This window comes from Streptomyces sp. SID12488 (genome assembly GCF_010548275.1).
In the GTDB taxonomy this organism is placed as follows: Bacteria; Actinomycetota; Actinomycetes; order Streptomycetales; family Streptomycetaceae; genus Streptomyces.
The window spans coordinates 62755-85433 of the sequence record NZ_JAAGLT010000023.1; the positions used below are offsets into that span (position 1 = coordinate 62755).

21 protein-coding genes and 4 pseudogenes are annotated in these 22679 nt (G+C 69.4%); 14 read left to right on the forward strand and 11 right to left on the reverse strand.

Annotation, left to right across the window (positions count from 1 at the left end):
• Positions 1 to 464: 464 nt before the first annotated feature.
• The 4 genes from G3I56_RS29550 to G3I56_RS29560 all read left to right on the forward strand — a co-directional run bounded on the left by G3I56_RS29550 (position 465) and on the right by G3I56_RS29560 (position 3169).
• Positions 465 to 890 (forward strand): STAS domain-containing protein, encoded by a 426-nt coding sequence (locus G3I56_RS29550; RefSeq protein WP_164414225.1) that lies wholly within the window; start codon positions 465 to 467, stop codon positions 888 to 890.
• On the forward strand, positions 887 to 1549 hold the full coding sequence (locus G3I56_RS44160) for a hypothetical protein (protein WP_343240088.1): 663 nt from the start codon (positions 887 to 889) through the stop codon (positions 1547 to 1549). The genes G3I56_RS29550 and G3I56_RS44160 overlap by 4 nt, the downstream gene beginning before the upstream one ends.
• A complete protein-coding gene (locus tag G3I56_RS29555; protein WP_343240089.1) occupies positions 1546 to 2307 on the forward strand; it encodes an ANTAR domain-containing protein in 762 nt (253 codons plus the stop codon). Before G3I56_RS44160 ends, G3I56_RS29555 begins: the two co-directional genes overlap by 4 nt.
• 79 nt (positions 2308 to 2386) lie before the next feature.
• A complete protein-coding gene (locus tag G3I56_RS29560) occupies positions 2387 to 3169 on the forward strand; it encodes a GAF and ANTAR domain-containing protein (RefSeq protein WP_239135176.1) in 783 nt (260 codons plus the stop codon).
• 96 nt (positions 3170 to 3265) lie between these two features.
• On the opposite strand, the gene G3I56_RS29565 is transcribed toward G3I56_RS29560, so the two are convergent.
• A complete protein-coding gene (locus G3I56_RS29565; protein ID WP_164414229.1) occupies positions 3266 to 3694 on the reverse strand; it encodes a hypothetical protein in 429 nt (142 codons plus the stop codon).
• Between the two features lie 184 nt (positions 3695 to 3878).
• Here G3I56_RS29565 and G3I56_RS43320 point away from each other — a divergent pair, with 184 nt between their 5' ends.
• Positions 3879 to 4049, forward strand: coding sequence for a hypothetical protein (locus tag G3I56_RS43320; protein ID WP_203690932.1), 171 nt, complete (start codon positions 3879 to 3881; stop codon positions 4047 to 4049).
• Positions 4050 to 4205: 156 nt separating this feature from the next.
• Here the strand turns inward: G3I56_RS43320 and G3I56_RS29570 are convergent, their stop codons facing one another.
• The 5 genes and pseudogenes from G3I56_RS29570 to G3I56_RS29590 form a co-directional block, all read right to left on the reverse strand.
• Complete coding sequence (locus G3I56_RS29570) at positions 4206 to 5045, reverse strand: DUF1206 domain-containing protein (protein WP_164414231.1); 840 nt, start codon at positions 5043 to 5045, stop codon at positions 4206 to 4208.
• Between the two features lie 114 nt (positions 5046 to 5159).
• Positions 5160 to 5993, reverse strand: a complete 834-nt coding sequence (locus tag G3I56_RS29575) for a YhjD/YihY/BrkB family envelope integrity protein (protein WP_343240090.1) — start codon at positions 5991 to 5993, stop codon at positions 5160 to 5162.
• A gap of 27 nt (positions 5994 to 6020) precedes the next feature.
• Positions 6021 to 6380, reverse strand: coding sequence for an ANTAR domain-containing protein (locus G3I56_RS29580; protein ID WP_164414233.1), 360 nt, complete (start codon positions 6378 to 6380; stop codon positions 6021 to 6023).
• A 39-nt stretch (positions 6381 to 6419) separates the two neighbouring features.
• Positions 6420 to 6569, reverse strand: a pseudogene (locus G3I56_RS29585) (PRC-barrel domain containing protein); the annotation flags it as partial.
• Positions 6566 to 6967: an ANTAR domain-containing protein gene (locus G3I56_RS29590; protein ID WP_164414235.1), complete on the reverse strand. Its 402-nt coding sequence runs from the start codon at positions 6965 to 6967 to the stop codon at positions 6566 to 6568. The pseudogene G3I56_RS29585 and the gene G3I56_RS29590, both read right to left, overlap by 4 nt.
• 736 nt (positions 6968 to 7703) lie before the next feature.
• On the opposite strand from G3I56_RS29590, the gene G3I56_RS29595 reads away from it, so the two are divergent.
• The 4 genes and pseudogenes from G3I56_RS29595 to G3I56_RS44165 all read left to right on the forward strand — a co-directional run.
• Positions 7704 to 7901: a hypothetical protein gene (locus G3I56_RS29595; protein ID WP_239135177.1), complete on the forward strand. Its 198-nt coding sequence runs from the start codon at positions 7704 to 7706 to the stop codon at positions 7899 to 7901.
• Positions 7902 to 8041: 140 nt separating this feature from the next.
• Positions 8042 to 8227, forward strand: coding sequence for a hydrophobic protein (locus G3I56_RS29600; protein WP_203690934.1), 186 nt, complete (start codon positions 8042 to 8044; stop codon positions 8225 to 8227).
• Between the two features lie 107 nt (positions 8228 to 8334).
• The gene (locus G3I56_RS29605) at positions 8335 to 8508 is read left to right on the forward strand and encodes a CsbD family protein (RefSeq protein ID WP_164414237.1); all 174 of its coding nucleotides are present in this window, start codon (positions 8335 to 8337) and stop codon (positions 8506 to 8508) included.
• 166 nt (positions 8509 to 8674) lie between these two features.
• A pseudogene (locus G3I56_RS44165) lies at positions 8675 to 8854 on the forward strand (hypothetical protein); the annotation flags it as partial.
• A gap of 134 nt (positions 8855 to 8988) precedes the next feature.
• Here the strand turns inward: G3I56_RS44165 and G3I56_RS29615 are convergent.
• From G3I56_RS29615 to G3I56_RS44170, 3 genes and pseudogenes are all read right to left on the reverse strand, one after another.
• Entirely contained in the window at positions 8989 to 9513 is a 525-nt protein-coding gene (locus G3I56_RS29615; RefSeq protein ID WP_164414242.1) for a DUF6328 family protein, read from the reverse strand.
• Positions 9514 to 9789: 276 nt separating this feature from the next.
• Positions 9790 to 11507: pseudogene (locus tag G3I56_RS29620) on the reverse strand (relaxase/mobilization nuclease domain-containing protein).
• Entirely contained in the window at positions 11504 to 12040 is a 537-nt protein-coding gene (locus tag G3I56_RS44170) for a mobilization protein (RefSeq protein ID WP_239135178.1), read from the reverse strand. Before G3I56_RS44170 ends, G3I56_RS29620 begins: the two are co-directional and overlap by 4 nt.
• Positions 12041 to 12332: 292 nt before the next feature.
• On the opposite strand from G3I56_RS44170, the pseudogene G3I56_RS44175 reads away from it, so the two are divergent.
• Positions 12333 to 13013, forward strand: a pseudogene (locus G3I56_RS44175) (tyrosine-type recombinase/integrase); the annotation flags it as partial.
• A gap of 237 nt (positions 13014 to 13250) precedes the next feature.
• On the opposite strand, the gene G3I56_RS29635 reads toward G3I56_RS44175, so the two are convergent.
• Positions 13251 to 14780, reverse strand: coding sequence for a UDP-N-acetylglucosamine 1-carboxyvinyltransferase (locus tag G3I56_RS29635; protein ID WP_164414244.1), 1530 nt, complete (start codon positions 14778 to 14780; stop codon positions 13251 to 13253).
• 64 nt (positions 14781 to 14844) lie between these two features.
• Positions 14845 to 15042, reverse strand: coding sequence for a DUF4236 domain-containing protein (locus tag G3I56_RS29640; protein WP_164414246.1), 198 nt, complete (start codon positions 15040 to 15042; stop codon positions 14845 to 14847).
• 208 nt (positions 15043 to 15250) lie between these two features.
• Here G3I56_RS29640 and acnA point away from each other — a divergent pair, with 208 nt between their 5' ends.
• From acnA to G3I56_RS29660, 4 genes are all read left to right on the forward strand, one after another.
• Entirely contained in the window at positions 15251 to 17968 is a 2718-nt protein-coding gene (gene acnA / locus G3I56_RS29645; RefSeq protein WP_164414248.1) for an aconitate hydratase AcnA, read from the forward strand.
• 749 nt (positions 17969 to 18717) lie between these two features.
• Complete coding sequence (locus G3I56_RS29650) at positions 18718 to 19452, forward strand: response regulator transcription factor (protein ID WP_164414250.1); 735 nt, start codon at positions 18718 to 18720, stop codon at positions 19450 to 19452.
• Positions 19449 to 20954, forward strand: coding sequence for an ATP-binding protein (locus G3I56_RS29655; protein ID WP_164414252.1), 1506 nt, complete (start codon positions 19449 to 19451; stop codon positions 20952 to 20954). Before G3I56_RS29650 ends, G3I56_RS29655 begins: the two co-directional genes overlap by 4 nt.
• A gap of 388 nt (positions 20955 to 21342) precedes the next feature.
• Positions 21343 to 22443, forward strand: coding sequence for a lytic polysaccharide monooxygenase (locus tag G3I56_RS29660; protein ID WP_203690938.1), 1101 nt, complete (start codon positions 21343 to 21345; stop codon positions 22441 to 22443).
• The last annotated feature ends 236 nt before the right edge of the window (positions 22444 to 22679 follow it).

Consider the following 22679-nt stretch of genomic DNA (forward strand, 5'->3'; position numbering starts at 1 on the left):
TGAACCGTTCGGCTCCGTCATGCGAAGCCACCTCCTCGGGCAGTCGACGGACTGCCATACCCGAGCGGCCGCTCGCCGCAGCCTTCGCGTTGGGGGCCCAAATACCGTGCAGGGCACCGGATATGAGCGCGCCGCTACGCTGTGACACCGTCCACATCCTGAGATGGGGCAGCTTCGGACCGTCTGTCGCACCGCGCGAGGACTACGCTGCTGTACAAGCGTCCCAGACCCCGGCGGCTTGTCGTTTCGCGACAAAGATGGCTGCGGGGAGCGGACCTCTCGTCCGTCACCCGGCGCATCCCTGGAGAGAACCGGACGGGTCCTCTGTCCTGTTGTACAGGCCCTGGGACCGGCCGTCGCTCCGCCTCCGCCGAACGTACGCCCCTGTCGGCAGCGCGCCAAGAGGAGCCGGGACTCCCGGCTCTCCCATCTCGCTGCCGGATGTTCTTCTGAACCGAGGCGTCATGCCCCTCCCACCGCTCATCATCCACCGTCATGACCGACGCAAACGGGCACTTATCACTCTGGCCGGCGAGATCGACCTGGGATCGGCACCGCTGGTGCGCACAGCACTGGCGCGATGCCTGAGCGACGGCATTCGCATCGTCGATGTCGACCTCACCTCCGTGACCTTCTGCGACTGCAGCGGCCTCAATGTCTTCCTCTACGCCGCGCAGCGCACCACTGACGCCGGCGGATTCCTCCGGCTGTACAACCCGCCACCGTCACTGGGCCGCATCCTCGACCTCACCGGCTGCGGGTTCCTGCTTCTGGGCCTGCCGCTCGGGCATCCGCCACCGCCTCTCGGGGACGACCCCGCTCCGGCTGTTCCAGCCCAGCCGCACGGGACTGTTCCGCTGGTGCCTGTCCTCTCGGGCGATGCGCGGTGAAGGCCCAGCCGGAGCAGCGGCAGCCGCACAAGCCCCAGGCAGGCGAGTCGTCGACCATGGACGCCGTCCGGTTGCGCCGCGTGAACCGCTGGCTGGCGCAGGGCCTGGGCGGGGAGCTGGCGGATCTGTACGTCGACTCCCGCCAGAGGTCCGCCGCTGCGGCGTACCGCAGCCGTAGCCGCCTGGACTTCCTGGCCCGTCTTGCCGCTGACATCCGGCGGCCGGGGTTCGCCATGGTGATCGCGGAGACGGACCACCTGGTGGGGTACGCCTTCGGATTCCCGGTGGCCAGTGACGGTTTCTGGTGGCTCGGGTTCGACGGAGCACTGCCACAGAGCATCGAGCAGCTCACCGCGTCCGGTTGCGTCTTCGCGATCACCAGCATCCTGGTACAGCCGCACCCACAGGACCAGGACGTGGCCCGCCGTCTGCAGGAGCGGCTGCTGAGCGACCACCAGGCATCCCTCGGTGCCACCCTGGTGGACCCGGACGATCACCTGGCTCTCGCGTCGCTCCGCTCCTCGGGATGGCTGGACGTCGGAGAGGTGTGGCGGCCGGGCCCGACCATGTTCCGTGCACTGGTGTTCCCCCTCGGAGAACGAACCACGGCGCGGCTGGAGGGCCTGGATCACGATGCCTGGACGCGGTGGCCCGGGTGAGGGCCGACAGCCGCTCGGCCCGCATCCAGGTGCTGGTCGCCGAGCAGGCGGCCCGACGAGGCGCCCGGGTCGGCGTGGTCGATGTGTGCACCGCGGTCGTGGCCGCACTGCCGGTCGGCGGCGCCGGGATATCAGCGATGTCCAGGACCGCCACGAGCCACCCGCTGTGCAGCACCGACGACATCAGCGAGCAGTTGGAGGAGCTCCAGCTCACCCTGGGCGAAGGGCCGTGCGTGGACGCCTTCACGCACGGCTCGGCCGTCTTGACGCCCGATCTGCTGACCGGCGGGCTGCAGGAACGCTGGACCGTGTTCGCCGACGCGGCCCTGGAGACCGGGGCACGCGCGGTCTTCGCTTTCCCCCTGCAGATGGGGGCGATCAGCCCGGGAGTCCTGGACCTGTATGCCGACGTTCCGACGGTGCTGGACGCGGAGGAGCTGGCCGACGCGCTGGCGTTCGCCGATCTCGCGACGCTGCTCCTGCTCGACGCGCGGATCGAGGAGACGGGCGCGCCGGTCGACGGAGCACTGGCCGATCGTGGTTTCGAGGACCTGGGCGGATACCGGGCGGAGATCGACCAGGCCACCGGCATCCTCACCGTTCAGCTCGGTGTCGGCATCGACGAAGCCTTCGTCCGCCTCCGCGCCCATGCTTATACGCAGGGGCACCGGCTCGCCGACGTGGCCGCCGACGTGGTGGCCCACCGGCTCCGCTTCTTCCCGGACAGCGATCCGAAACGGACCGACGACGGCAACTGACCCAGCGGCTCCGGCCGACGAACGTGCTGCGCTTCCCGCCCCCTCCCGGCGGGACTGGTCTCAATCGAGGGTGTGCGTGATGAATCAGCAGCTACTGGCCAAGACCTTCGTCGAGCTGGCGGACAGCCTGGTCGCCGACTTCGACCTGATCGACTTCCTGCGCCTGCTCACCGACCGCTGCGTGAGCATGCTCGACGCGAGTGCCGCCGGGGTGCTGCTCGCCGACCGCGACGGCAAACTCCGCGTCATGGCTGCCTCCGACGAACAGGTACGCCTGCTGGAACTCTTCCAGCTCCAGAACGACGAAGGCCCCTGCCTGGAGTGCTTCAACACCGGCACGCCGGTGATCGTCCCAGACCTGGCCCAGGAAGCCGCCCGCTGGCCGCGCTTCGTCACGGCCACCCACCGCAGCGGGTTCGGCGCCGTCCAGGCCCTGCCCATGCGCCTGCGGGACGACACCGTCGGCGCTCTCAACCTCTTCCACACCACCCCCAACTCTTTCGACCCGGCCGACACCCTCGTCGCCCAGGCCCTGGCCGACGTCGCCACCATCAGCCTGCTACAGCAACGATCCGCCCACCGCAGCACCGTCCTCAACGAACAGCTGCAGACCGCGCTGAACAGCCGCGTCCTGATCGAACAGGCCAAGGGCAAACTCGCCGAACGCCAAAACATCGACATGGAACGGGCCTTCACCGCCCTGCGCGGCTATGCCCGCTCCCACAACCGACGCCTCTCCGACGTGGCCCGTGCCTTCATCGACGAATCCGAACCCCTCCCCGGACTGGGCGGCCTGACACCGTCGCCGAGGGATGACCGCACGCAGCTGCCCGAGCACGAAGAACCACGCTCGGGATCATGAGCCGCTCCCTGCGTACCCACAGCCGAAAAGAGCGGCATCCAGCGGCAACCCTCACCGAGGGCGCGCGGCAGATAGTCAGGCGGCCGACCCGGATCGTCAGTGAGCGGCCCGGTGGCGGAACCAGTGGTCCTTGTGGCGAGGGTGTTCGGCCGGGCCGGCGGGGTCTGCTTCGTCCTTCTCCGTCTGCGCCGTCTGCGCGCGGTCGGTGTCGCGTTCGTTGATCGGGCCACCGCGTTCCTGTTCGGCTGCGGCCGACCCGCGCGCAGACGGTTCGAGCCGGCGATGTGCAGGGCGTCTGCGGCGAGGGGTACGGCGTGCACCGGTCAGAATCAGGCTCAGCCCGAGCAGGGCCGCCGCACCAACGACCATGCCGCAGAGGAAGAGGGTGCCGGTGGAGCCGGTGACATCGACTCCGAAGACCGAGAATCCGCCGGTGAAGTCATGGGCACTGCCGCTGTTGGAAAGAACGCCGGCGACGCCGATGACCACTGCGGCGACGAGAATGACGAGTCCGAGGATGATCATGGCGTGCTCCCGGGATCTACTTCCTCCCCTCTCCCCACGGTAGAACCGTTCTGCCCGGCACGCCACCGCCAGAGGTTGCGACTACCCTGAAACTGAGGTAACGGCGAGATCGAAGGGCACCGGCACCACTGGGCGGACGGCCTCTGATCCGCCCATCCGCCACAACCCCGGGAGGCGTAGCACCATGGCCTTCTTCCTGGTTCTTCTCGGGTGCGCCGTCGCGCTGGTCGTCATCGGCGCTGTCGTCGACGGCATGCTGTATCTGCTCTCCACCGGCGTGCTGGTCGTCATCGCTGCCGTGCTGTACCTGGTCGTGCGCTCGGTGTCGCGCTCGCGCCGACGCCCGGCCCACTGACGCGTGGTGGTAGATGGAGGACCGCCGCTCACATGCGGTTGGTGGCAGCAGCGGGACGGTTCGGCGCTGTCGCGCTGACCGGTGCGTGGTGACGGCCCGGCCCAACGGCGAGCCTGCGGGAGGAGGAGGCGGCAGATCCGGCCTGGGTCACCGTTTCTACAGTCGGCGCCAGCGGGCCGAGGCGAAGGAGAAGGCGCCGAAGAGGATCAGTCCGATCGCGACGGCGACCAGGAGCCATGGCCCCACCGGTGTCTGCGTGAAGCTCCGGAGTGTCGCGTCCACGCCCTTGGCCTCGTCCGGGTCGAAGTGGACGGCCGCCACCAGGACGAAGACCCCGGCCGCGGCGAACACGACGCCACGCGCCACGCCTCCGCCCACGCCCAGGGCGGTGACGGCCTGCTTCGTACGGTGGCTCATGGAGCCGGTGTCCAGCTGCTTCAGGAAGCTCCGCAGGGCCGCCCGGACGGCGAGTACCCCGCCTATGCCGATCAGGAGGCAGCCCCCGGCCCCCACCAGCACCTGGCCGTACGACAGTTTGAGCGCCTCTGCCGTCCAGTCCTGCGACTGGGCGTTGCCGCTGGACCCCTGGCCACCCCCGGCGGCATACGTGGCCGTGGCCCAGCAGACGGAGGCGTAGAAAACGGCCCGTCCGCCGTCGAGGATCCGCGAACCCGCCTTCCGGCGAGGCCCCCTGGTGAGCACGGCGCGGGAACCACGCCACAAGGCCATGGCGGCGAAGCCGACCACCATCGCCCACAGCATCACTTTCCCGAACGGCTGCTCCGCGACCTGGGCCAGCGCGCCCTGCCGGTCGGCCGACTCGCCGCCGCTGCTGCTGCCGAGGGCGATCTGCATGGCAAGGGCGCCGATCAGGACGTACACCACGCCCCGTGCGACGAAGCCTGCCCGCCCCGCGGCGGTCAGCGTCTCGTTCTGGGTGGCACGGGCCGCGGACTTCACGGTCCGGCCGCGCCCTTGCGTGTTGGACGACGTCACGTTGTCCTCCCCATGGAGTGGGCGCGCGATACGCGTCCACCGCCCCCGAGTGCCCTGGGCCGGGGGTTTGATGCGCGCGTTCGGCGAGCGACGGCCGGAGCGCTACCGGCCGGGTCACCGGTCGTCGTCCGGGGCGTCACCGGCGCGGTTGTCCCGGCACCGGGGCCGTCGTCGCCGGGCCCGCTGTTTCAGGGCCTGTGCCACGTGGGGGAGTTCCTCGTGCAGCAGGCGGCCCGCGAGCGCGCCGCCGAAGACGACGACGCCCACACCGACCAGCCAGGACTGGACGACCAGGACGGTTCCGAAGGGACCGTAGGTGACGGCGCTGGAGGCGATCAGCGGTGAGAAGACGAGACGGGAGAAGATCCGAAGACCGAGCAGCCCGAGCGCCGTCACCAACGCGCCGGGCAGCAGGGCGCTCCAGGCGATCCGCCCGCCGAGCAGCATCCGTTGCGACCACCAGAAGAACAGGACGGCGCTCAGCGTCGCTGCCAGTGTGCCGGCCGGCGAATGACGCCACAGCGTGGTGGTGGCGGTCAGGTAGAGGGACCCGACGAGCACGGCGAGCCACAGCACGTGCCGCCATCTGGCATACCAGCGGGCCGGGGGCAGCTCCCAGACCTTCGCGTAGCCGGTCTGCACCGCCGCCCCGAACGTCAGCCCGAAGACGGCGAGGGCGGCCAGGCCGAAGGCGGTCGTGGTCTGTAGCACCTGGCCGGGCCTCGCGAACAGCTGCCCTATCTGGTCCCTGGCCGTCCTCGACACACCGAGCCCGTCTCCCAGCCACTGCGCGAACCCCCGCCCGTGCTCCGGATCGGCCGCGGAGACAACGATCAACAGGGGCACCAGCGTGAGGAATCCGAGCGCTGCGAAGCCCAGCGACCTCGGCCCCAGTTCGATCTCCTTGCTGCGCCGCCATCCCCGCCCGGCCGCCGAATCACGGAACACACCGCACAGCCGTGAACGCGTGAGCCGTCACCGCCGCTCCAGCGCGTGAAGACGCCGCAGCGCGCGACGCCACTCGCGCTGAATCGCCTCGGGAAGTTCCTGATCCCCCGTCGTGGCGACCAGGGCCGCGGCCACGTCCCGGAGCTTGACGTTGCAGTGCTGCGACACGTCCACCAGCACATCCCAGGCCCGCTCACTGGAACACGGTGCCAGGACCATCACCATGCCGCGTGCCTGGTCGATCACCGCACGGCTCGCCAGCGCCTGCTCCAACTGCTCGTTCCTGGAACGCAGTTCGAGGACCTCGACAGCCAGGGCCGCGTCCCCCGTCGCAGTCACAGCCCTCAACAGCGGCTGTTCTTCAAGGGCCGTGGTCACGTGGTCCATGGCGCATACCTCCCAACGCAGTCCTCACAGCGCGGCCATCCTTGTGGGCAGTCCGGTCCGTACGGTGGCCACCGCAGGCTCGTCGATGGTGGTGTCCACATGGACCGCTTCGAGCACACCGGTCTTGTACGACTCGGTATCGACGACGTCGCGGTCGCGCCACTCCCGGACATCGACAGCGTGAATCATGGCCTTCCCTTTCCGGACGGCTCGCCCGCAGACGGTGAGTCGCACCCCCGGTCCTCCGCGTAGAGCCGCCGCAGTGCACGACGCAGCGCCCGCCGCATCCGCAACGGGAGCGGCTCGCCCTCCCAGGCGGCGACCAGGGCCGCTGCCACCTCCGGCAGTCCGGTGTCGCACTGCCGCGAGATGTCCACCAGCAGGCCGCCGGCCGGCCCACGGCGGCAGGGGGCCAGAACCATCACCATGCCGCATGCCTGATCGACGACCGCGCGGCCGGCGAGCGCCTGCCGCAGCCGGTCGACCCGGGCGCGCAGCGCCACGACGTCCTGACCCGCCGGGTCCTCTGTCAGGGCCTCGGCCGTCAGATCCCACCAGTCCTCCGGAAGCATGGCTGTGCGATGCATGGCATCTGCCTCTCCACGATCTCGGCGCGTCCGGCGTGGCCGAAGCCGTCCCGGAACCTCTGGATGTCAGGCAACTTCATCGGTCACCCATGGTGTTCGCGGTCCCGCCGGTCCTCGCGCCTCCAGCGCCCTCGGTGCTGACTGCTGTAGCGACGGTCCCAGCGGTCCTGCCGATCCCCTCCCGGCGGTCCTCCGAAATCGGACCCGTCCACCACGGCTACGGTCACGGCCGTAGCGCGTGGAGTCGAAGAGCAACACGGGCGCGGTCATCCACCAGATGGGGTTGAGGAAGCCGAAACCGAACAGGATCACGGCGACGATGAGAAGCAGGACCAACACGGCGGGCCTCCCCGGAACGGAGCAGGGCATCACGCCGGGGGCTGGGGCCTGTTCGAACAGCGTAACCCTGCCCAGAGGTTGCGGAAAGCCGCTCATGGCAGCGTCCTCCGCGTCCTCCGCGTCCTCCGCCAGGACCGGATGGCCACTTGCAGTCTGGTCAGGCGGTGCGGCGAGGGCTAGCGTGCACGGTACGGCCCGAGCCCCCGGCAGCGTCGCTCACCTCTCGCGCTCCCTTGAGGGCGCACCTCGCGCATCAGTGCCGGAACCCACCCCGCCCCCAACGGGCCGCTCCCCGCACCCGCCGTCGCCACGCCGTCCTGGCGCGGCCTCGATGCGCCCCAGACGGGCACGATCCGCCGCCCGCCGCGTCACACGGCATCCACCGCAGGTGGCACACATGTACGTACTCATCGTCCCGGCAGCACTCCCCTTCGTCCTCCTCGCCACCGTCATGGGCCTGTCCTGGTGGGAGGACCGCATCCTTCCGGTGCCGCCGGCCGAGCCGGCCGAGCCGGCCGAAGCTCCCGCCGAGGCTCCGTTCGCCCCAGCGGCCCCTGCCCACCTCGCCGAGCTCGCCCGTGTCAGCACGCGTTGACAAGGGAAGTCGCCGGGCGTTGACTGGAAGCACGGCGTAGGGCTATGCCACTCCGGTTCACTCGGTCGGTGCATTCCACCTTCCCGCTTCGCCCGGACCCCGCGGACTCAGGAACTTTTCCGCGATCCGGAGGCCCGGCAATGATCCTGTGGATTCTTCTCCTTCTGCTGATCCTGATGGTGTTCGGCTTCGGCTTCACCATGCAGGCCCTCTGGTGGGTCGCCGCCGTACTGCTGGTCGTCTGGATCGTCGGCTTCGCCAAGCGCGGGCGCGGCGGTGGCAGGCGTAGCGGTGGCAGCCGCCGATACGGCCGCAGCCGCGGGTAATCGACACCAGGCACTCTCCCAAGGTGCTCTCCCACCCGCGGGAACGGCGGCCTGTACGGCAGCAATCGCGCGGGAGCCCATCCAGCGAACGAGCAGAGGACAACCTCATGAGCGTCGGACAGACGATCAAGCACAAGACCCAGGCGTTCAAGGGCCGGGTCACCGAACGTGTCGGCCGGGCCACCCGCAACAGGCGACTGCAGCGCGAAGGCAGGATCGACCGGGTCTCCGGAAACCTGAAGCAGTCGGGCGACAAGGCCAAGGACGCCTTCAAGCCCTAATGGGACCACCAACGCCCCGGATGGTGCCCACGCCGCGTGGACGCCATCCGGCAGAGCAACCCGGAATCAGCCCACAGGAATTGACGGGAACGGCAACGAAGCCGAACAGCCTACGAGCCGAGAGCCGGAGAAGGCCGCTGTGCTCACCATCGTGATCATCGCCGTGATGGTCATCGCGGCGGTCATCTTCTTCGTCGTTGGACGTGGACGCTTCCGGGCCGGTGAAGGGCGCGGGATGAAGCGCCGCTTCGGACCCGAGTACGACCGTGCCGTCGCCGACCACGACGGTGACACCAAGGCGGCCGAGCGGGATCTCGGCGAGCGTGTGGAGCGGCACGGCTCCCTCACGCTCGGCTGCTCCACATGTCAGCGCTCGCCGGCCAGTGGCACCGTCCTCCCCGCAGGAAGCACAGCCGCCGCAGGAACCCGGTAGGTGAACCGCACCGGCCGACCGCGGCGGCTGTGTGCTGACTGAAGCACTCAGTCCGATCCGGCCGGCGGCTCCGAGACAGCCCGGGCCTCGGACCGTGCGGCGTGCCGCATGACGAACTGCGGCAACGCCCCCCACAGGCCGCCGCACACCAGCAGCGTCGCACTCCCCGCGATCACGCCCTCGACCCGGCCGAGCACCACGTCGACGACGAGCAGCACGGAGCCGGTGAGGGTCAGCATCAGGACGCTCATACCCGCCCCCGCCAGCCGTGAGGAGATCATGACGATCTCGGGCTTGGCCCCGTGTTGGAACAACGTGCGGTGTAGCGCGGCGGGCGTGGTGAACAGGGCCGCCGTGAGCACCGCGAGCAGTAGCGTCGTGATGTACATGGAGCGCTGCGCCGTGTCGAGCGTGGAGAAGCGGGCGGTGAAGGCCAGCGTCAGCAAAAACGCGAACAGGATCTGGACCCCGGTCTGGATGATCCTCAGCTCCTGGAGCAGCTCGCCGAAGTTGCGATCGGCCCGCTCCAGCGTCGTCTCCTCGCGCGGCGTTCGGGAATTCTCCTCAGCCATGTCCTGCCAACCTATTCGAAAGCCCCGCAACGGTCCCCGGCCGGACAGAGCATTCCACATGACGGCCGCGACGACGATGCTGCAGCGGACACGGACGTCCCGGTACCAGCGGACCTGGTCGGCCGCGCCGTTGGCTTTGCGGAGCTGGTTGCTGAGCTGTGTTGCGGTGGCTGCAGCCTCGGCTCGGCTACCTCAGTCCCACGGGTTACGAGGCCGCTCTCGCGGCGTGAACTCCACACCGATGGTGGCTGTCGAAGCGGAACAAGTTCAGTCTGATCACCGTACCTTTCCGGGCCGTTCGTCTCGGCTCGGCGAGGGCCGGACAGCACGGCCGCCCGTCGCCGCAGCGATGGTGTGGTCAGGCATTGCGGAGGCGTCGGCGGGCAGGTCGGCCATGCGCCGCAACCGCCACACCAGCACGTCACTGACAGAACCGGCGGTGCCCAGCTCCCGCCGTCCGGCGGCCTCGGCCAGCAAGGTGGCCGGGTCGTGTCCGGTGCTCTCAACGTCGGCGAGAGTGGCTGCCAGGGCATGCCAGCCCGGCTCGGCCAGGATCTGCTCGGCCAGCTCGGGTGCCGCCGCCCGTAGACGAGCGGCCTGCTGGTGCCGCAGCGGTTGTGACAGGCGCCGGCCGCGCTGGTAGAGCGCGCGCATGGGGATACTGGCTGCGGTTTGGTAGGCGGTGCGCAGGTGCTCGGCGGCCTCGCGGGCGGCGGCGGCTTGCTGGGCGTGCTCCTTCTTCGCATGCCAGTGGGCGGCGGCGGTGACGAGGAAGAACGGCATGTCGATCGCCATCGCGGTGGTGGCGCCGTCTTCCCCGCGGCCGAGTGCCGGCCCGCTGTAGACGAGGTCGCGGGCAGCCTGGCGCAGGGCGCGGTCGTGCCCGTGTTCGGCCTTTATGTGGGAGCGGGTGGCCCGCTCGAATACGGCGGCGGCCTGACGCAGTTCGGTGCGGGTGTGGGCGGCGGAGGTCTTGGCGAGCGCGTCCAGGACCTCCCCGGCAGCTGCGACGTGCGCGGCCACCTGGCCGTCCTCACCGTTGTCGATGACCAGCACCGCCTGCCACGCCGCAGCGGCTGTCCTGCGGCGCGCGGTGGCCGGACCGCTCGGCGCCGGGCCCGTGGCCTGGTCCGAGGGCGTGTCGGCACCCTGCCTCGGGGCGTCACCGGACCAGCGCTTGCGGATACGGGGCAGGGACAGGTCGGGGGAGAGGGTGGAGCCCGCGTAGTAGACCGGCTCCCTCTGCCCGTTGCGGTTGTCCGGGAGGGCGACCTTGTAGCCGAGCAGGTCGCCGGAGGGTGCAACGCGCTTGCGGATCAGCAGGCCGGCGGCGGCCAGGCGATCGAAGAACTCCTCCTCGCTCGTGGCTCCTGCCACTGCCCGTCGTACGGTCTCCCGCAGTTCCTCGGACGCCGGCCGCTCCCTGCCCTCGCGTTCGGCCTTGTGGCGTTCGGCGCTGGTGGGGCGTTTGGAAGCGGTGCCGTCCCCGGGTGCGACCTGGTGCAGGCCGAGTTCCTTCTCGATGAGGCGGCATTCGGCCTGGGCGCGTTTGCCGGAGCGGTGGTGGTCGGGGCGGCGGCCGTCTTCGCGTACGAGGGTGGCGATGATGTGGATGTGGTCGTCTGCGTGGCGGACGGCGGCCCAGCGGCAGCCCGCGCCGTCGCCGGGGTCGATGCCGGTGGCGGCGACCATGCGGCGGGCGATGTCGCCCCACTGCTCGTCGCTGAGGATCGGTCGTCGGGCGCGGCCCGCACCGAGCCGTGCCAGACGTGCTCGTCGGGACGCTGGTCCGCGTCGAGAAGGGACAGAGGCTGGTCGAGCAGGTGCCGGAGATCCTTCTCCGTCGCCGAGGGATCGCGGCCGGGATCGGGCGCCATACCGTCGAAGGAGGCGACCAGGTGTGGGTCGGTGTGCTCCTCGTGGGTGCCCTTGCCGTACAGGTAGATCAGGAGTCCGAGGGTCCTGCTGCCCTGCTTGTGGATCCGGGGGATCAAGCCGCCTGCTCCTCCTGTCGGTTGGTGATCCTGTCGGCCGCATGTTGGACTGCCTGCGCGGCGCGTTGCAGATCGGCTAGGGCGGCGGCGAAGTGGGGTGCGTCGCCACCGGAGTTGAGGGCCCTGGCGGCTTGGTTGACGTTGCTGCCGGCCCAGCCGAGCTGACGGCGTACGCCGAACAGCGCGGTCAGGATGTCCCGTTCCGTGGCGATGGCTGCTGCGGTGCGGGACTGGTCGCGAGCGGCGGCAAGGGCGGAGTGGGCCAGGAACCCGGCCACGCTCATGTCGACGTGCTCGGCGCCGGACTGGATGATGGCGAGTTCCTGTTCGTTGAGGCGGACGCTGTGGGCGGGGCGCTGCTTCTTGTCGCGCGGACGCGACTTCCCCTTCTTGGCCTTGCCCTTGCGACTGGCCTGGCCTGGCTGCGATCCGCCCTCGGTCGCAGCCTTCCCGTCCGGCGCCCCTTGGTGCCGGACGGGCTCCGCCACCCCCGGGGCGGGGGCGGGTTCGAGCGCTCCCCCTTCGGATGCCAAGACCTGGCTCGCCCAGGCCCAGACCGACGCCCGCCGAGGCGAGTTCGTCGATCCACGTGACGGAGCCATCTCCCTCAAGGACTACATCGCGACCCACTGGTGGCCCACTCAGAGCGGCGACCCGTCCACTCTCGAACGCATCGAGCAGCGGGTCCGGCGGCACATCGTCCCGCACCTCGGTGCGCTGCCGCTGAACAGCGTCGGGACTGAGTCGTTGCGGGGCTGGAAGAAGCGGCTGGAGAAGGACCTCGGCCCTACGTCGATCCGTCTCGTCTGGGCGACGCTGTCGGGCGTGCTCCAGGCCGCCGTCGAAGACCGCCGCCTCGCACGCAACCCGTGTCGCGCAAGTACGGTCCGCCCTCCGGCGGCAGCGCCCGGCAGGGTCGACGCGTGGCCGCCCGACCGGGTCCTGGCGGTCCGGGCAACTCTGTCCGAGCGCTATCGCGTCCTCGTCGAGATCGGAGCCGGCCTCGGACTCCGGCAGGGAGAGGCGTTCGGCCTGTCCATGGAGGACATCGACTTCGACGCGGAAGTCGTCCATGTCCGCCGCCAGATCAAGATGGTGCGGACAAAGCTGTGCTTCGCGCTCCCCAAGGGCCGCAAGGTCCGCGACGTGCCCCTGCCCTCAAGCGTCGCCAAGGCCATACGACAACACATGGAGGTCTTCGAACCCGTGCCGGTCACCATGGCGTGGGACGACCCGCGCCCGGCCGAGACGCCGGTGGAGGCCAAACACCGGCGGCCGAGGACGTACAACCTCCTGGTGACGGGGCGCGAGCGCAAGGCGATCAACCGGAACTTCTTCAACTCCTACGTCTGGAAGCCGGCCCTGGCCGGGGCCGGCGTGATCGCCACGCTGGAGGAGAGCGCCCTGGACGGGGCCCGAGTCTGGGAGCCGTCCCGAGAACACGACTACCACGCCCTGCGCCACTTCTACGCCTCCGAGCAACTGGAGGCCGGCGAGTCGGTCGTGTCCCTGGCCCGGTGGCTCGGCCACTCCGACCCCGGGTTCACCCTGCGGAAGTACGCGCACTTCCTGCCCCGCGCCGGTGCGCGCGGCAGCACCGCCATCGACGCGGTCTTCGTAGCCCGGCCGACCGGCAGAAGCCCGGTCCCGGCCCAAAGGCCCAGAGAAGTCCCACAGGTGCCGCCGTACCCCTTCCTGGCCCGCATTCGTGCAGGTCAGATAGGGTGTGGCGGCATCCTTCGTTCAGATGTCCCGGAAGATCTCGATCTGCGCCCCCACCGAGTTCAGCCGCTCCGCCAGATCCTCGTACCCCCGGTTGATGACGTACACGTTCCGGAGCACGGACGTGCCCTCCGCCGACATCATCGCCAGCAGGACCACCACCGCCGGTCGCAGCGCTGGCGGGCACATCATCTCGGCGGCTCGCCAGCGGGTCGGGCCCTCGACCAGTACCCGGTGCGGGTCGAGGAGCTGGAGGCGTCCGCCGAGGCGGTTCAGGTCGGTCAGATAGATCGCGCGGTTGTCGTAGACCCAGTCGTGGATGAGGGTCTTGCCCTGGGCGGAGGCCGCGATGGCTGCGAAGAACGGCACGTTGTCGATGTTCAGGCCCGGGAAGGGCATGGGGTGAATCTTGTCGATCGGCGCCTCCAGCTTGGAGGGCCGGACCGTCAGGTCGACCAGCCGCGTACGGCCGTTGTCCGCGAAGTACTCGGGCGTACGGTCGTGGTCGAGCCCCATCTCCTCCAGGACCGCCAGCTCGATCTCCAGGAACTCGATCGGCACCCGGCGCACGGTCAGTTCGGACTCCGTGACGACCGCCGCCGTCAGCAGGCTCATCGCCTCGACCGGGTCCTCGGAGGGCGAGTAGTCGACGTCGACGTCGATGGTGGGTACGCCGTGCACGGTGAGCGTCGTCGTCCCGACGCCCTCGACGCGTACGCCCAGGGCCTCCAGGAAGAAGCACAGGTCCTGGACCATGTAGTTGGAGGACGCGTTGCGGATGACGGTCACCCCGTCGTGCCGGGAGGCGGCGAGCAGCGCGTTCTCGGTGACGGTGTCCCCGCGCTCGGTCAGCACGATCGGGCGGCCGGGGGAGACGGAACGGTCGACCCGGGCGTGGTAGAGCCCCTCCGTCGCCGCGATGTCCAGCCCGAACCGGCGCAGCGCGATCATGTGCGGCTCGATGGTCCGGGTGCCGAGGTCGCAACCGCCGGCGTACGGCAGCCGGAAGCTGTCCAGGCGGTGCAGCAGCGGGCCGAGGAACATGATGATCGAGCGGGTCCGGCGGGCGGCCTCGGCGTCGATGGCCGCCATGTTCAGCTCGGCGGGCGGCACGATCTCCAGGTCGACGCCGTCGTTGATCCACCGCGCCCGTACGCCGATCGAGTTGAGCACCTCCAGCAGGCGGTACACCTCTTCGATGCGGGCGACGCGGCGCAGCACTGTGCGCCCCTTGTTGAGGAGCGAGGCGCACAGCAGCGCGACACACGCGTTCTTGCTGGTCTTGACGTCGATGGAGCCGGACAGCCGACGGCCACCGACCACGCGCAGATGCATCGGACCCGCGTACCCCAGAGAGACGATCTCACTGTCGAGCGCTTCACCGATTCGAGCGATCATCTCAAGGCTGATGTTTTGATTCCCGCGCTCGATGCGGTTCACCGCGCTCTGACTGGTGCCGAGCGCCTCGGCGAGCTGCGTCTGTGTCCAGCCCCGATGCTGTCTGGCGTCACGGATGAGCTTGCCGATGCGTACGAGGTAGTCGTCTGCCATGAGGTTGAGGTTATCTCAGATATGAGATGACGCCTCTTGTGGGATCCGCTCGGGTGACGGCTGGTCAGTCATCCTTCTTCGTGCGGGTCTTCCGCCACCCGAAGGGTCCGGGCAGATTCATCGATGTCGTACGGCGTCCTGTGGTGCTGCGCGTGTGTCGCGGACCGTTCTTGCCGCCTGTGGTGAACGACATGGATCGCCTGTTGATGTTCAGTCGGAGCCAAGGGAGTATCCGGAAGCTCTTGCGAAATGTGAGAGGCATGGGGGTCGCTTACCCCGGATCGGCGCAGTGATGGCTACATCACACTGCGGCCGGGCATGACCATTCGCCACCCATGCACTAGAGTTATCTCGACATCGAGATATCTCTGCCGGTAAGGGTTACCTCACTTAGCCTGACCTTAGCGGATCGGCCAAGTCGTCGTGGCGGCAGGATGCGGTGAACGCGCACATCAATGAAGGAGACTGTCGTGTCGGCGAACAGCTTCGACGCCCGTAGCACGCTCAGCGTGGGCGACGAGTCGTACGAGATCTTCCGGCTGGACAAGGTGGAAGGCTCGGCTCGCCTTCCGTACAGCCTGAAGGTGCTGCTGGAGAACCTGCTCCGTACCGAGGACGGCGCGAACATCACCGCCGACCACATCCGGGCCATCGGCGGCTGGGACTCGCAGGCGCAGCCCAGCCAGGAGATTCAGTTCACGCCGGCCCGCGTGATCATGCAGGACTTCACCGGCGTGCCCTGTGTCGTGGACCTCGCGACCATGCGTGAGGCCGTGAAGGCGCTCGGCGGTGACCCGGCGAAGGTCAACCCGCTCTCCCCGGCCGAGATGGTCATCGACCACTCCGTGATCGCCGACAAGTTCGGCACGCCGGAGGCCTTCGGCCAGAACGTCGAGCTGGAGTACGGCCGCAACAAGGAGCGCTACCAGTTCCTGCGCTGGGGCCAGACCGCCTTCGACGACTTCAAGGTCGTCCCGCCCGGCACCGGCATCGTCCACCAGGTCAACATCGAGCACCTCGCCCGTACGGTCATGGTCCGTAACGGCCAGGCGTACCCCGACACCCTCGTCGGCACCGACTCCCACACCACCATGGTCAACGGCCTCGGTGTGCTCGGCTGGGGCGTCGGCGGTATCGAGGCCGAGGCCGCGATGCTGGGCCAGCCCGTCTCGATGCTCATCCCGCGCGTCGTCGGCTTCAAGCTCACCGGTGAGCTGACGCCCGGCACCACCGCCACCGACCTCGTGCTGACCATCACGGAGATGCTCCGCAAGCACGGCGTCGTCGGCAAGTTCGTCGAGTTCTACGGCGAGGGCGTGGCCGCCACCTCCCTCGCGAACCGCGCGACCATCGGCAACATGTCGCCGGAGTTCGGTTCCACGGCCGCGATCTTCCCGATCGACGGCGAGACCCTGAAGTACCTGCGGCTGACCGGCCGCGCCGAGCAGCAGGTCGCGCTCGTCGAGGCGTACGCCAAGGAGCAGGGCCTCTGGCTGGACCCGGCCGCCGAGCCCGACTTCTCCGAGAAGCTGGAGCTCGACCTCTCGACGGTCGTCCCCTCCATCGCCGGCCCGAAGCGCCCGCAGGACCGCATCGTCCTCGCGAACGCCGCCGAGCAGTTCAAGGTCGACGTCCGCAACTACGTCGACGCCGTGGACGAGGCGGGCAAGGAGTCCTTCCCGGCCTCCGACTCCCCGGCCGTCGCTCCGAACGGTGCCCCGTCCAACCCGGTCACGGTGACCGCCCCCGACGGCTCGACGTACGAGATCGACCACGGCGCGGTGACGGTCGCGGCCATCACGTCCTGCACCAACACCTCGAACCCGTACGTCATGGTCGCCGCCGCGCTGGTCGCCAAGAAGGCGGTCGAGAAGGGCCTGACCCGCAAGCCGTGGGTCAAGACCACCCTCGCCCCGGGCTCCAAGGTCGTCACCGACTACTTCGACAAGGCGGGGCTCACCCCCTACCTCGACAAGGTCGGCTTCAACCTCGTCGGCTACGGCTGCACCACCTGCATCGGCAACTCCGGCCCGCTGCCGGACGAGGTCTCCAAGGCCGTCAACGACCATGACCTGGCCGTCACTTCGGTGCTCTCCGGCAACCGTAACTTCGAGGGCCGGATCAACCCCGACGTCAAGATGAACTACCTGGCGTCCCCGCCGCTGGTCGTGGCGTACGCCCTCGCGGGTTCCATGAAGGTGGACATCACGCGCGACGCGCTCGGTGTGGACCAGGAGGGCAAGCCGGTCTTCCTGACCGACATCTGGCCCTCCGAGGCCGAGGTCAACGACGTCGTGGCGAACGCCATCGGCGAGGACATGTTCAGCAAGTCCTACAAGGACGTCTTCGCGGGCGACGCCCAGTGGCAGGCCCTGTCGATCCCCGAGGGCAACACCTTCGAGTGGGACCCGCAGTCCACCTACGTGCGCAAGCCCCCGTACTTCGAGGGCATGACGATGGAGACCACCCCGGTCTCGGACATCGCCGGCGCCCGCGTCCTCGCCAAGCTCGGCGACTCGGTCACCACCGACCACATCTCCCCGGCCGGCGCGATCAAGGCCGACACCCCCGGTGGCAAGTACCTCACCGAGCACGGTGTCGAGCGCCGTGACTTCAACTCGTACGGTTCCCGCCGTGGCAACCACGAGGTGATGATCCGCGGTACGTTCGCCAACATCCGCCTGCGCAACCAGATCGCGCCGGGCACCGAGGGCGGCTACACCCGCGACTTCACCCAGCCCGACGCGCCCGTCGCCTTCATCTACGACGCCTCGCGCAACTACATCGAGCAGGGCATCCCGCTGGTCATCCTGTCCGGCAAGGAGTACGGCTCGGGCTCGTCCCGCGACTGGGCCGCCAAGGGCACCGCGCTCCTCGGCGTCAAGGCCGTCATCGCCGAGTCGTACGAGCGCATCCACCGCTCGAACCTCATCGGCATGGGTGTCCTCCCGCTCCAGTACCCGGAGGGCGCCACCGCCGAGTCCCTCGGCCTCACCGGCGAGGAGACCTTCTCCTTCACCGGCGTCGAGGAGCTGAACAACGGCACCACCCCGCGCACGGTCAAGGTGACCACCGACACGGGCGTCGACTTCGACGCGGTCGTCCGCATCGACACCCCCGGTGAGGCCGACTACTACCGCAACGGCGGCATCATGCAGTACGTGCTGCGCAACCTGATCCGCAGCTAGGCGATCCGGTAGGGCAGTTGGGCCGCACTCCCCGCTCAGGCGGGGAGTGCGGCCCTTCGCGTGTGCGCATACACGTGTGCGCACTACGTGTGTACTCGCCCCTATACCCAGCCCGGACCTACGAATGCGACGCATGCGGCCTGGTCATCGACCGGGACGACAACGCCGCACTCAACCTCGCCGCACTCGCGGCAGCCGTGACGACTGGTACCGGAGTGGCCGGAGACCAGGACACCGTCAAGGTGTCGAAGCCTCGTGGAGTCGACCAGAAGACCCGCACCACCCGCCCTGGCCGTAAGGCCAGGGCGGGTGGTGCGGGCAGGTGGCGCAACTCTGCCGCACCAACGGCAGGCGGAAACGAGAGACCGTACTCAAGCCGAAGCCCTCGCGCTGTGGTGACGAGACGGACCTTCTGGGACGAAAAGCCCGGAATGCTGAGATTCATTGAGAATCGGAGCAACGGCATGGAGTCTTCGCATGAGCGCTGAGCGTGAGTGGACGTCCTCCCCTGAACGCTGAAAACGCTTCCGGCCTGGTGAGCGGAAGCCAGTGATCACAGTGCGCGCCGCACGGAACGGGGCTCAAGGGATTCCTGTGGCCGGGGAGTGCCAATGCCGCCTTCGGCCAAGGAGGTTGACCGCGTCCTACACCGAGTCCGATGCCGATCCGATGCCTCCACGAGGGAGTCCCACGGCCACCGCCCAGCTTGAACACAGGGTTCCCCCAGGAAACCGGGACACGATTCGTACATGTCTGGCACTTACGGGGTTCGCGGCGGTCACGGCGGTCACGTCCGTGTGCTGATCGTCGACGACGAACCGGCACTCACGGAACTGTTGTGCGTGGCCGTCACCGAGGCGGGCTGGCGGCCCTACCTCGCCGCCGACGGCGAGAGCGCGCTGCGCATCGCTCGTTCCTCGGCCCCGCACGCGGTCGTTCTCGATGGCATGCTGCCCGACCTCGACGGCCTCCAGGTGCTCCGCAGGCTGCGGTACGAGAGCCCGCGGCTGCCCGTCCTCATGCTCACCGCCCGCGACGCACTCGAACACCGTCTCGACGGACTGGAAGCGGGCGCGGACGACTACGTCACCAAGCCGTTCTCCCTGGAGGAGGTCGTGCTGCGGCTGCGCGGACTGCTGCGCCGGTGCGGCGCCGAACAGACGCGCACCGACGACTCCGTACGCGTCCTGGGCGACCTCGTGATCACCGGGGAGAGCCGCGAGGTGCACCGCGACGGCACGCCCGTCCAGCTCACCGCCAAGGAGTTCGACCTGCTCAACCTGCTGATGGGCCACCCGCGCCAGGTGCTCAGCAAGGGGCAGATCCTCGACCATGTGTGGACGAGCTGCTTCGACAGCGGCGACAACCTCGTCGAGGTGTACATCTCCAGCCTGCGCCGCAAGATCGACAAGGGGCGGGCCCCGATGATCCACACCGTGCGCGGACTCGGGTACGCGATCCGGGCGGGGGAGGACGGGAGATGACCGTACGTCTGCGCGGACGCTCGCTGCGGACCCGCCTGCTGTTCTTCATCGGGGTCACCCTGGCCGTGGTGTGCGCCGCCATGGCGGTCACCACCATCTTCGCCCAGCACAAGTACCTGCTGGGCAGCCTCGACGACCGTGTCGCCAACGCCGTGGCGCGCAGCCAGGGCGGCGCCGCGCTCCACCCCGAACTGGACAACAACCTCGGCTTCCTCAACGAGAGCGGCCAGCCCGCCGGAACCCTGGCCGCCCGTCTCGCCGCCGACGGCACCCTGCTCACGGCCCAGGTCGTCTCCCAGGACGCCGCGCCGCGGGACCTGACTTCCGAGCAGCGGTCGGCGCTCGCCGGCATCAAGGCCGACGGCTCGATGCACACCCGTACCGTGCCGGGCCTCGGCACGTACCGGATCACGGCGATCGGCGGCACCGCCGACAGCGGTGTCCGGGTGCTGACCGGGCTGCCGATGGACGACGTCCAGGACATGATCCAGGGCCTGGTCGTCATCGAGGCCGCAGTCGCCGTGGTCGGCCTGACGATCGCGGGCTGCGTGTGCGCGGTCGTCATACGACGCCAACTGCGCCCCCTGGGCCGGGTCGCCGCCACCGCGGTCGAGGTCTCGCGCGCGCCGCTGGGCCGGGGCGCGGTCGTCGGCCTCACCCGCGTCCCGGAACGCGACACCGACCCGCAGAGCGAGGCCGGCCAGGTCGGTGCCGCCCTCAACCGGATGATCGACCACGTCGAGTCGTCCCTCGCCGAACGCCAGGCCGACGAGGAACGCATGCGGCGCTTCCTGTCCGACGCCAGCCATGAACTCCGTACCCCGCTCGCCTCGATCGCCGGATACGCGGAACTCATGAACCGGGGTACGCAGCGGATCGAGCCGGCGCTGGCCTGGCGGCGCGTGTCGGCGGAGTCGGCGCGGATGACGGGGCTGGTGGAGGACCTGCTGCTGCTCGCCCGGCTCGACGAGGGGCGGCCGTTGCAGTCCGCCGAGGTGGACCTCGCGGCGGTGGTCGCCGAGTCGGTGTGGGACGCCCGGGCAGCGGGCGAGAACCACCACTGGCAGCTGGCGCTCCTCCTCGACTCCCCGGCGCTGGTCCTCGGCGACGAGGCCCGGCTGCACCAGGTGGTGGCCAACCTGCTGGCGAACGCCCGGGTCCACACGCCCGCCGGCACGACGGTGGTGGCCTCGGCCGAGGTCGTGGGCGAGCGGTGCGTCGTCCGCGTACGCGACGACGGCCCCGGCATCCCGCCGCACCTGCTCCCGTCCGTCTTCGAACGCTTCACCCGGGCCGACGTCTCCCGCGCCCGCAGCGGCCCCCGGGACGGGGGTTCGGGCCTCGGCCTCGCCATCGTGTCGGCCATCGTGGCCGCGCACGGAGGGAGCATCGACGTCGAAAGCGTCCCGGGACACACCGAGTTCACGATCGAACTGCCCACCGCGAGAGTGGTGCCGCCGACGACATCGCGCCCTGAACTCCGCACGCCGCTTCGGCGGTGACGCCGGCGACCGAGGTCGTACGCCCAACTGCCGTCCACTCAACTCCCGTTCACGCAATTCCCGCACACCAACTCCTGCCCTCAACTCCCGCCTTCGGCTTCAGGTTTCGCGAGAGCCGCAGCCATCCGGGTGCGGTCCTCGTGCGTCAGGCGTTTACAACGGCACCGTGCGGCGCTAGCTTCAAAGGAGGGTGAGGTGGGAGCGCTCCCACACCGAGCGGACCGGAACCCGTAAGCGGGAACCGCTCCCACCTCACCACCCCCCACGCATCACACCGTGCGCATCGCGCATCACGCGCGCCCCCAGCCGGGCGCGCCCCTTCACCCGCACGTTCCGTACGTACCGCACGACGTACGGCGCATCGCGTACGACTGAAGGAGAACATGACATGGCCCTGACATTAATGTCCCCATCCTCCCCCCGCACCCCACGCCGATTACCGCTCCCCACCCGAGGCAGAGCCTTCTTCCTCATCCTCCTGGCCCTGCTCACCGCGATCCCGGCCCTCGGCCTGGTCGTCACGGCGGGAGGCGACGCGGAGGCCCACGGCACCCCGATGAAACCCGGCAGCCGTACCTTCCTCTGTTGGGAGGACGCACTCACGGACACCGGCGAGATCAAGGCGATCAACCCGGCCTGCAAGACGGCGCAACAGGTCAGCGGAACCACGCCGTTCTACAACTGGTTCTCGGTGCTGCGCTCGGACGGCGCGGGACGCACCCGGGGCTTCGTCCCGGACGGCCAGCTGTGCAGCGGCGGCAACACCAACTTCACCGGGTTCAACACCCCCAGCGCCGACTGGCCGTTGACCCATCTCACCTCGGGCGCCAATGTCGACTTCTCGTACAACGCGTGGGCGGCGCACCCGGGTTGGTTCTACGTCTACATCACCAAGGACGGCTTCGACCCGACCAAGACCCTCACCTGGGACGCGATCGAGTCCCAGCCGTTCCTGAGCGTCGACCACCCGCCGCTCAACGGCACCCCGGGCAACGTCGAGGCCAACTACTCCTGGAACGGCAAGCTTCCGGCGAACAAGTCCGGGCGCCACCTCATCTACATGGTGTGGCAGCGCTCCGACAGCGCGGAGACCTTCTACTCCTGCTCCGACGTCGTCTTCGACGGCGGCAACGGCGAGGTGACAGGCATCAAGGACCCCGGCAACCCGCCCACCGAGCCCCCGCCCGGCGCGTGCACCGCGAGCCGCCGTACGACGGGCAGCTGGAACGGCGGCTACCAGTCCGAGGTGACCGTCACCAACTCCGGGACCGTGCCGATGCTCGGCTGGATGGTCGACTGGACACTCCCGGCGGGCCAGACGGTGGACAGCCTCTGGAACGGCAACGCGACCTACAACGGCCAGGCGGTGATGGTCCACAACGCCAACTGGAACGGCTCCCTCGATCCCGGCAGGACCGCGACGTTCGGATACGTCGTCCGGGGCTCCGGCGGTGATACGGCGACTACCCTGCCCTGCCGGGTCGGTTAGACCCGCGGGGCTGCACATTCAAGCTCGATTTCAAGCAGGTGCAAGGCCGCTCAGGGCGGACCCGGTGGTCGATACCCACCGGGTCCGCGAGCCGGGCCGGCACGGGGGATGAGGCCCGGGTGGAGTGCGTCTGGTGATGTGACCGTCTGGAGACAACGTTGTCCAGCGGTCTGAACATCACTCTATCGCCCCAACGGACACCATCGTCAAACCGGTTGCCTCCCCCCGTGGTCCCC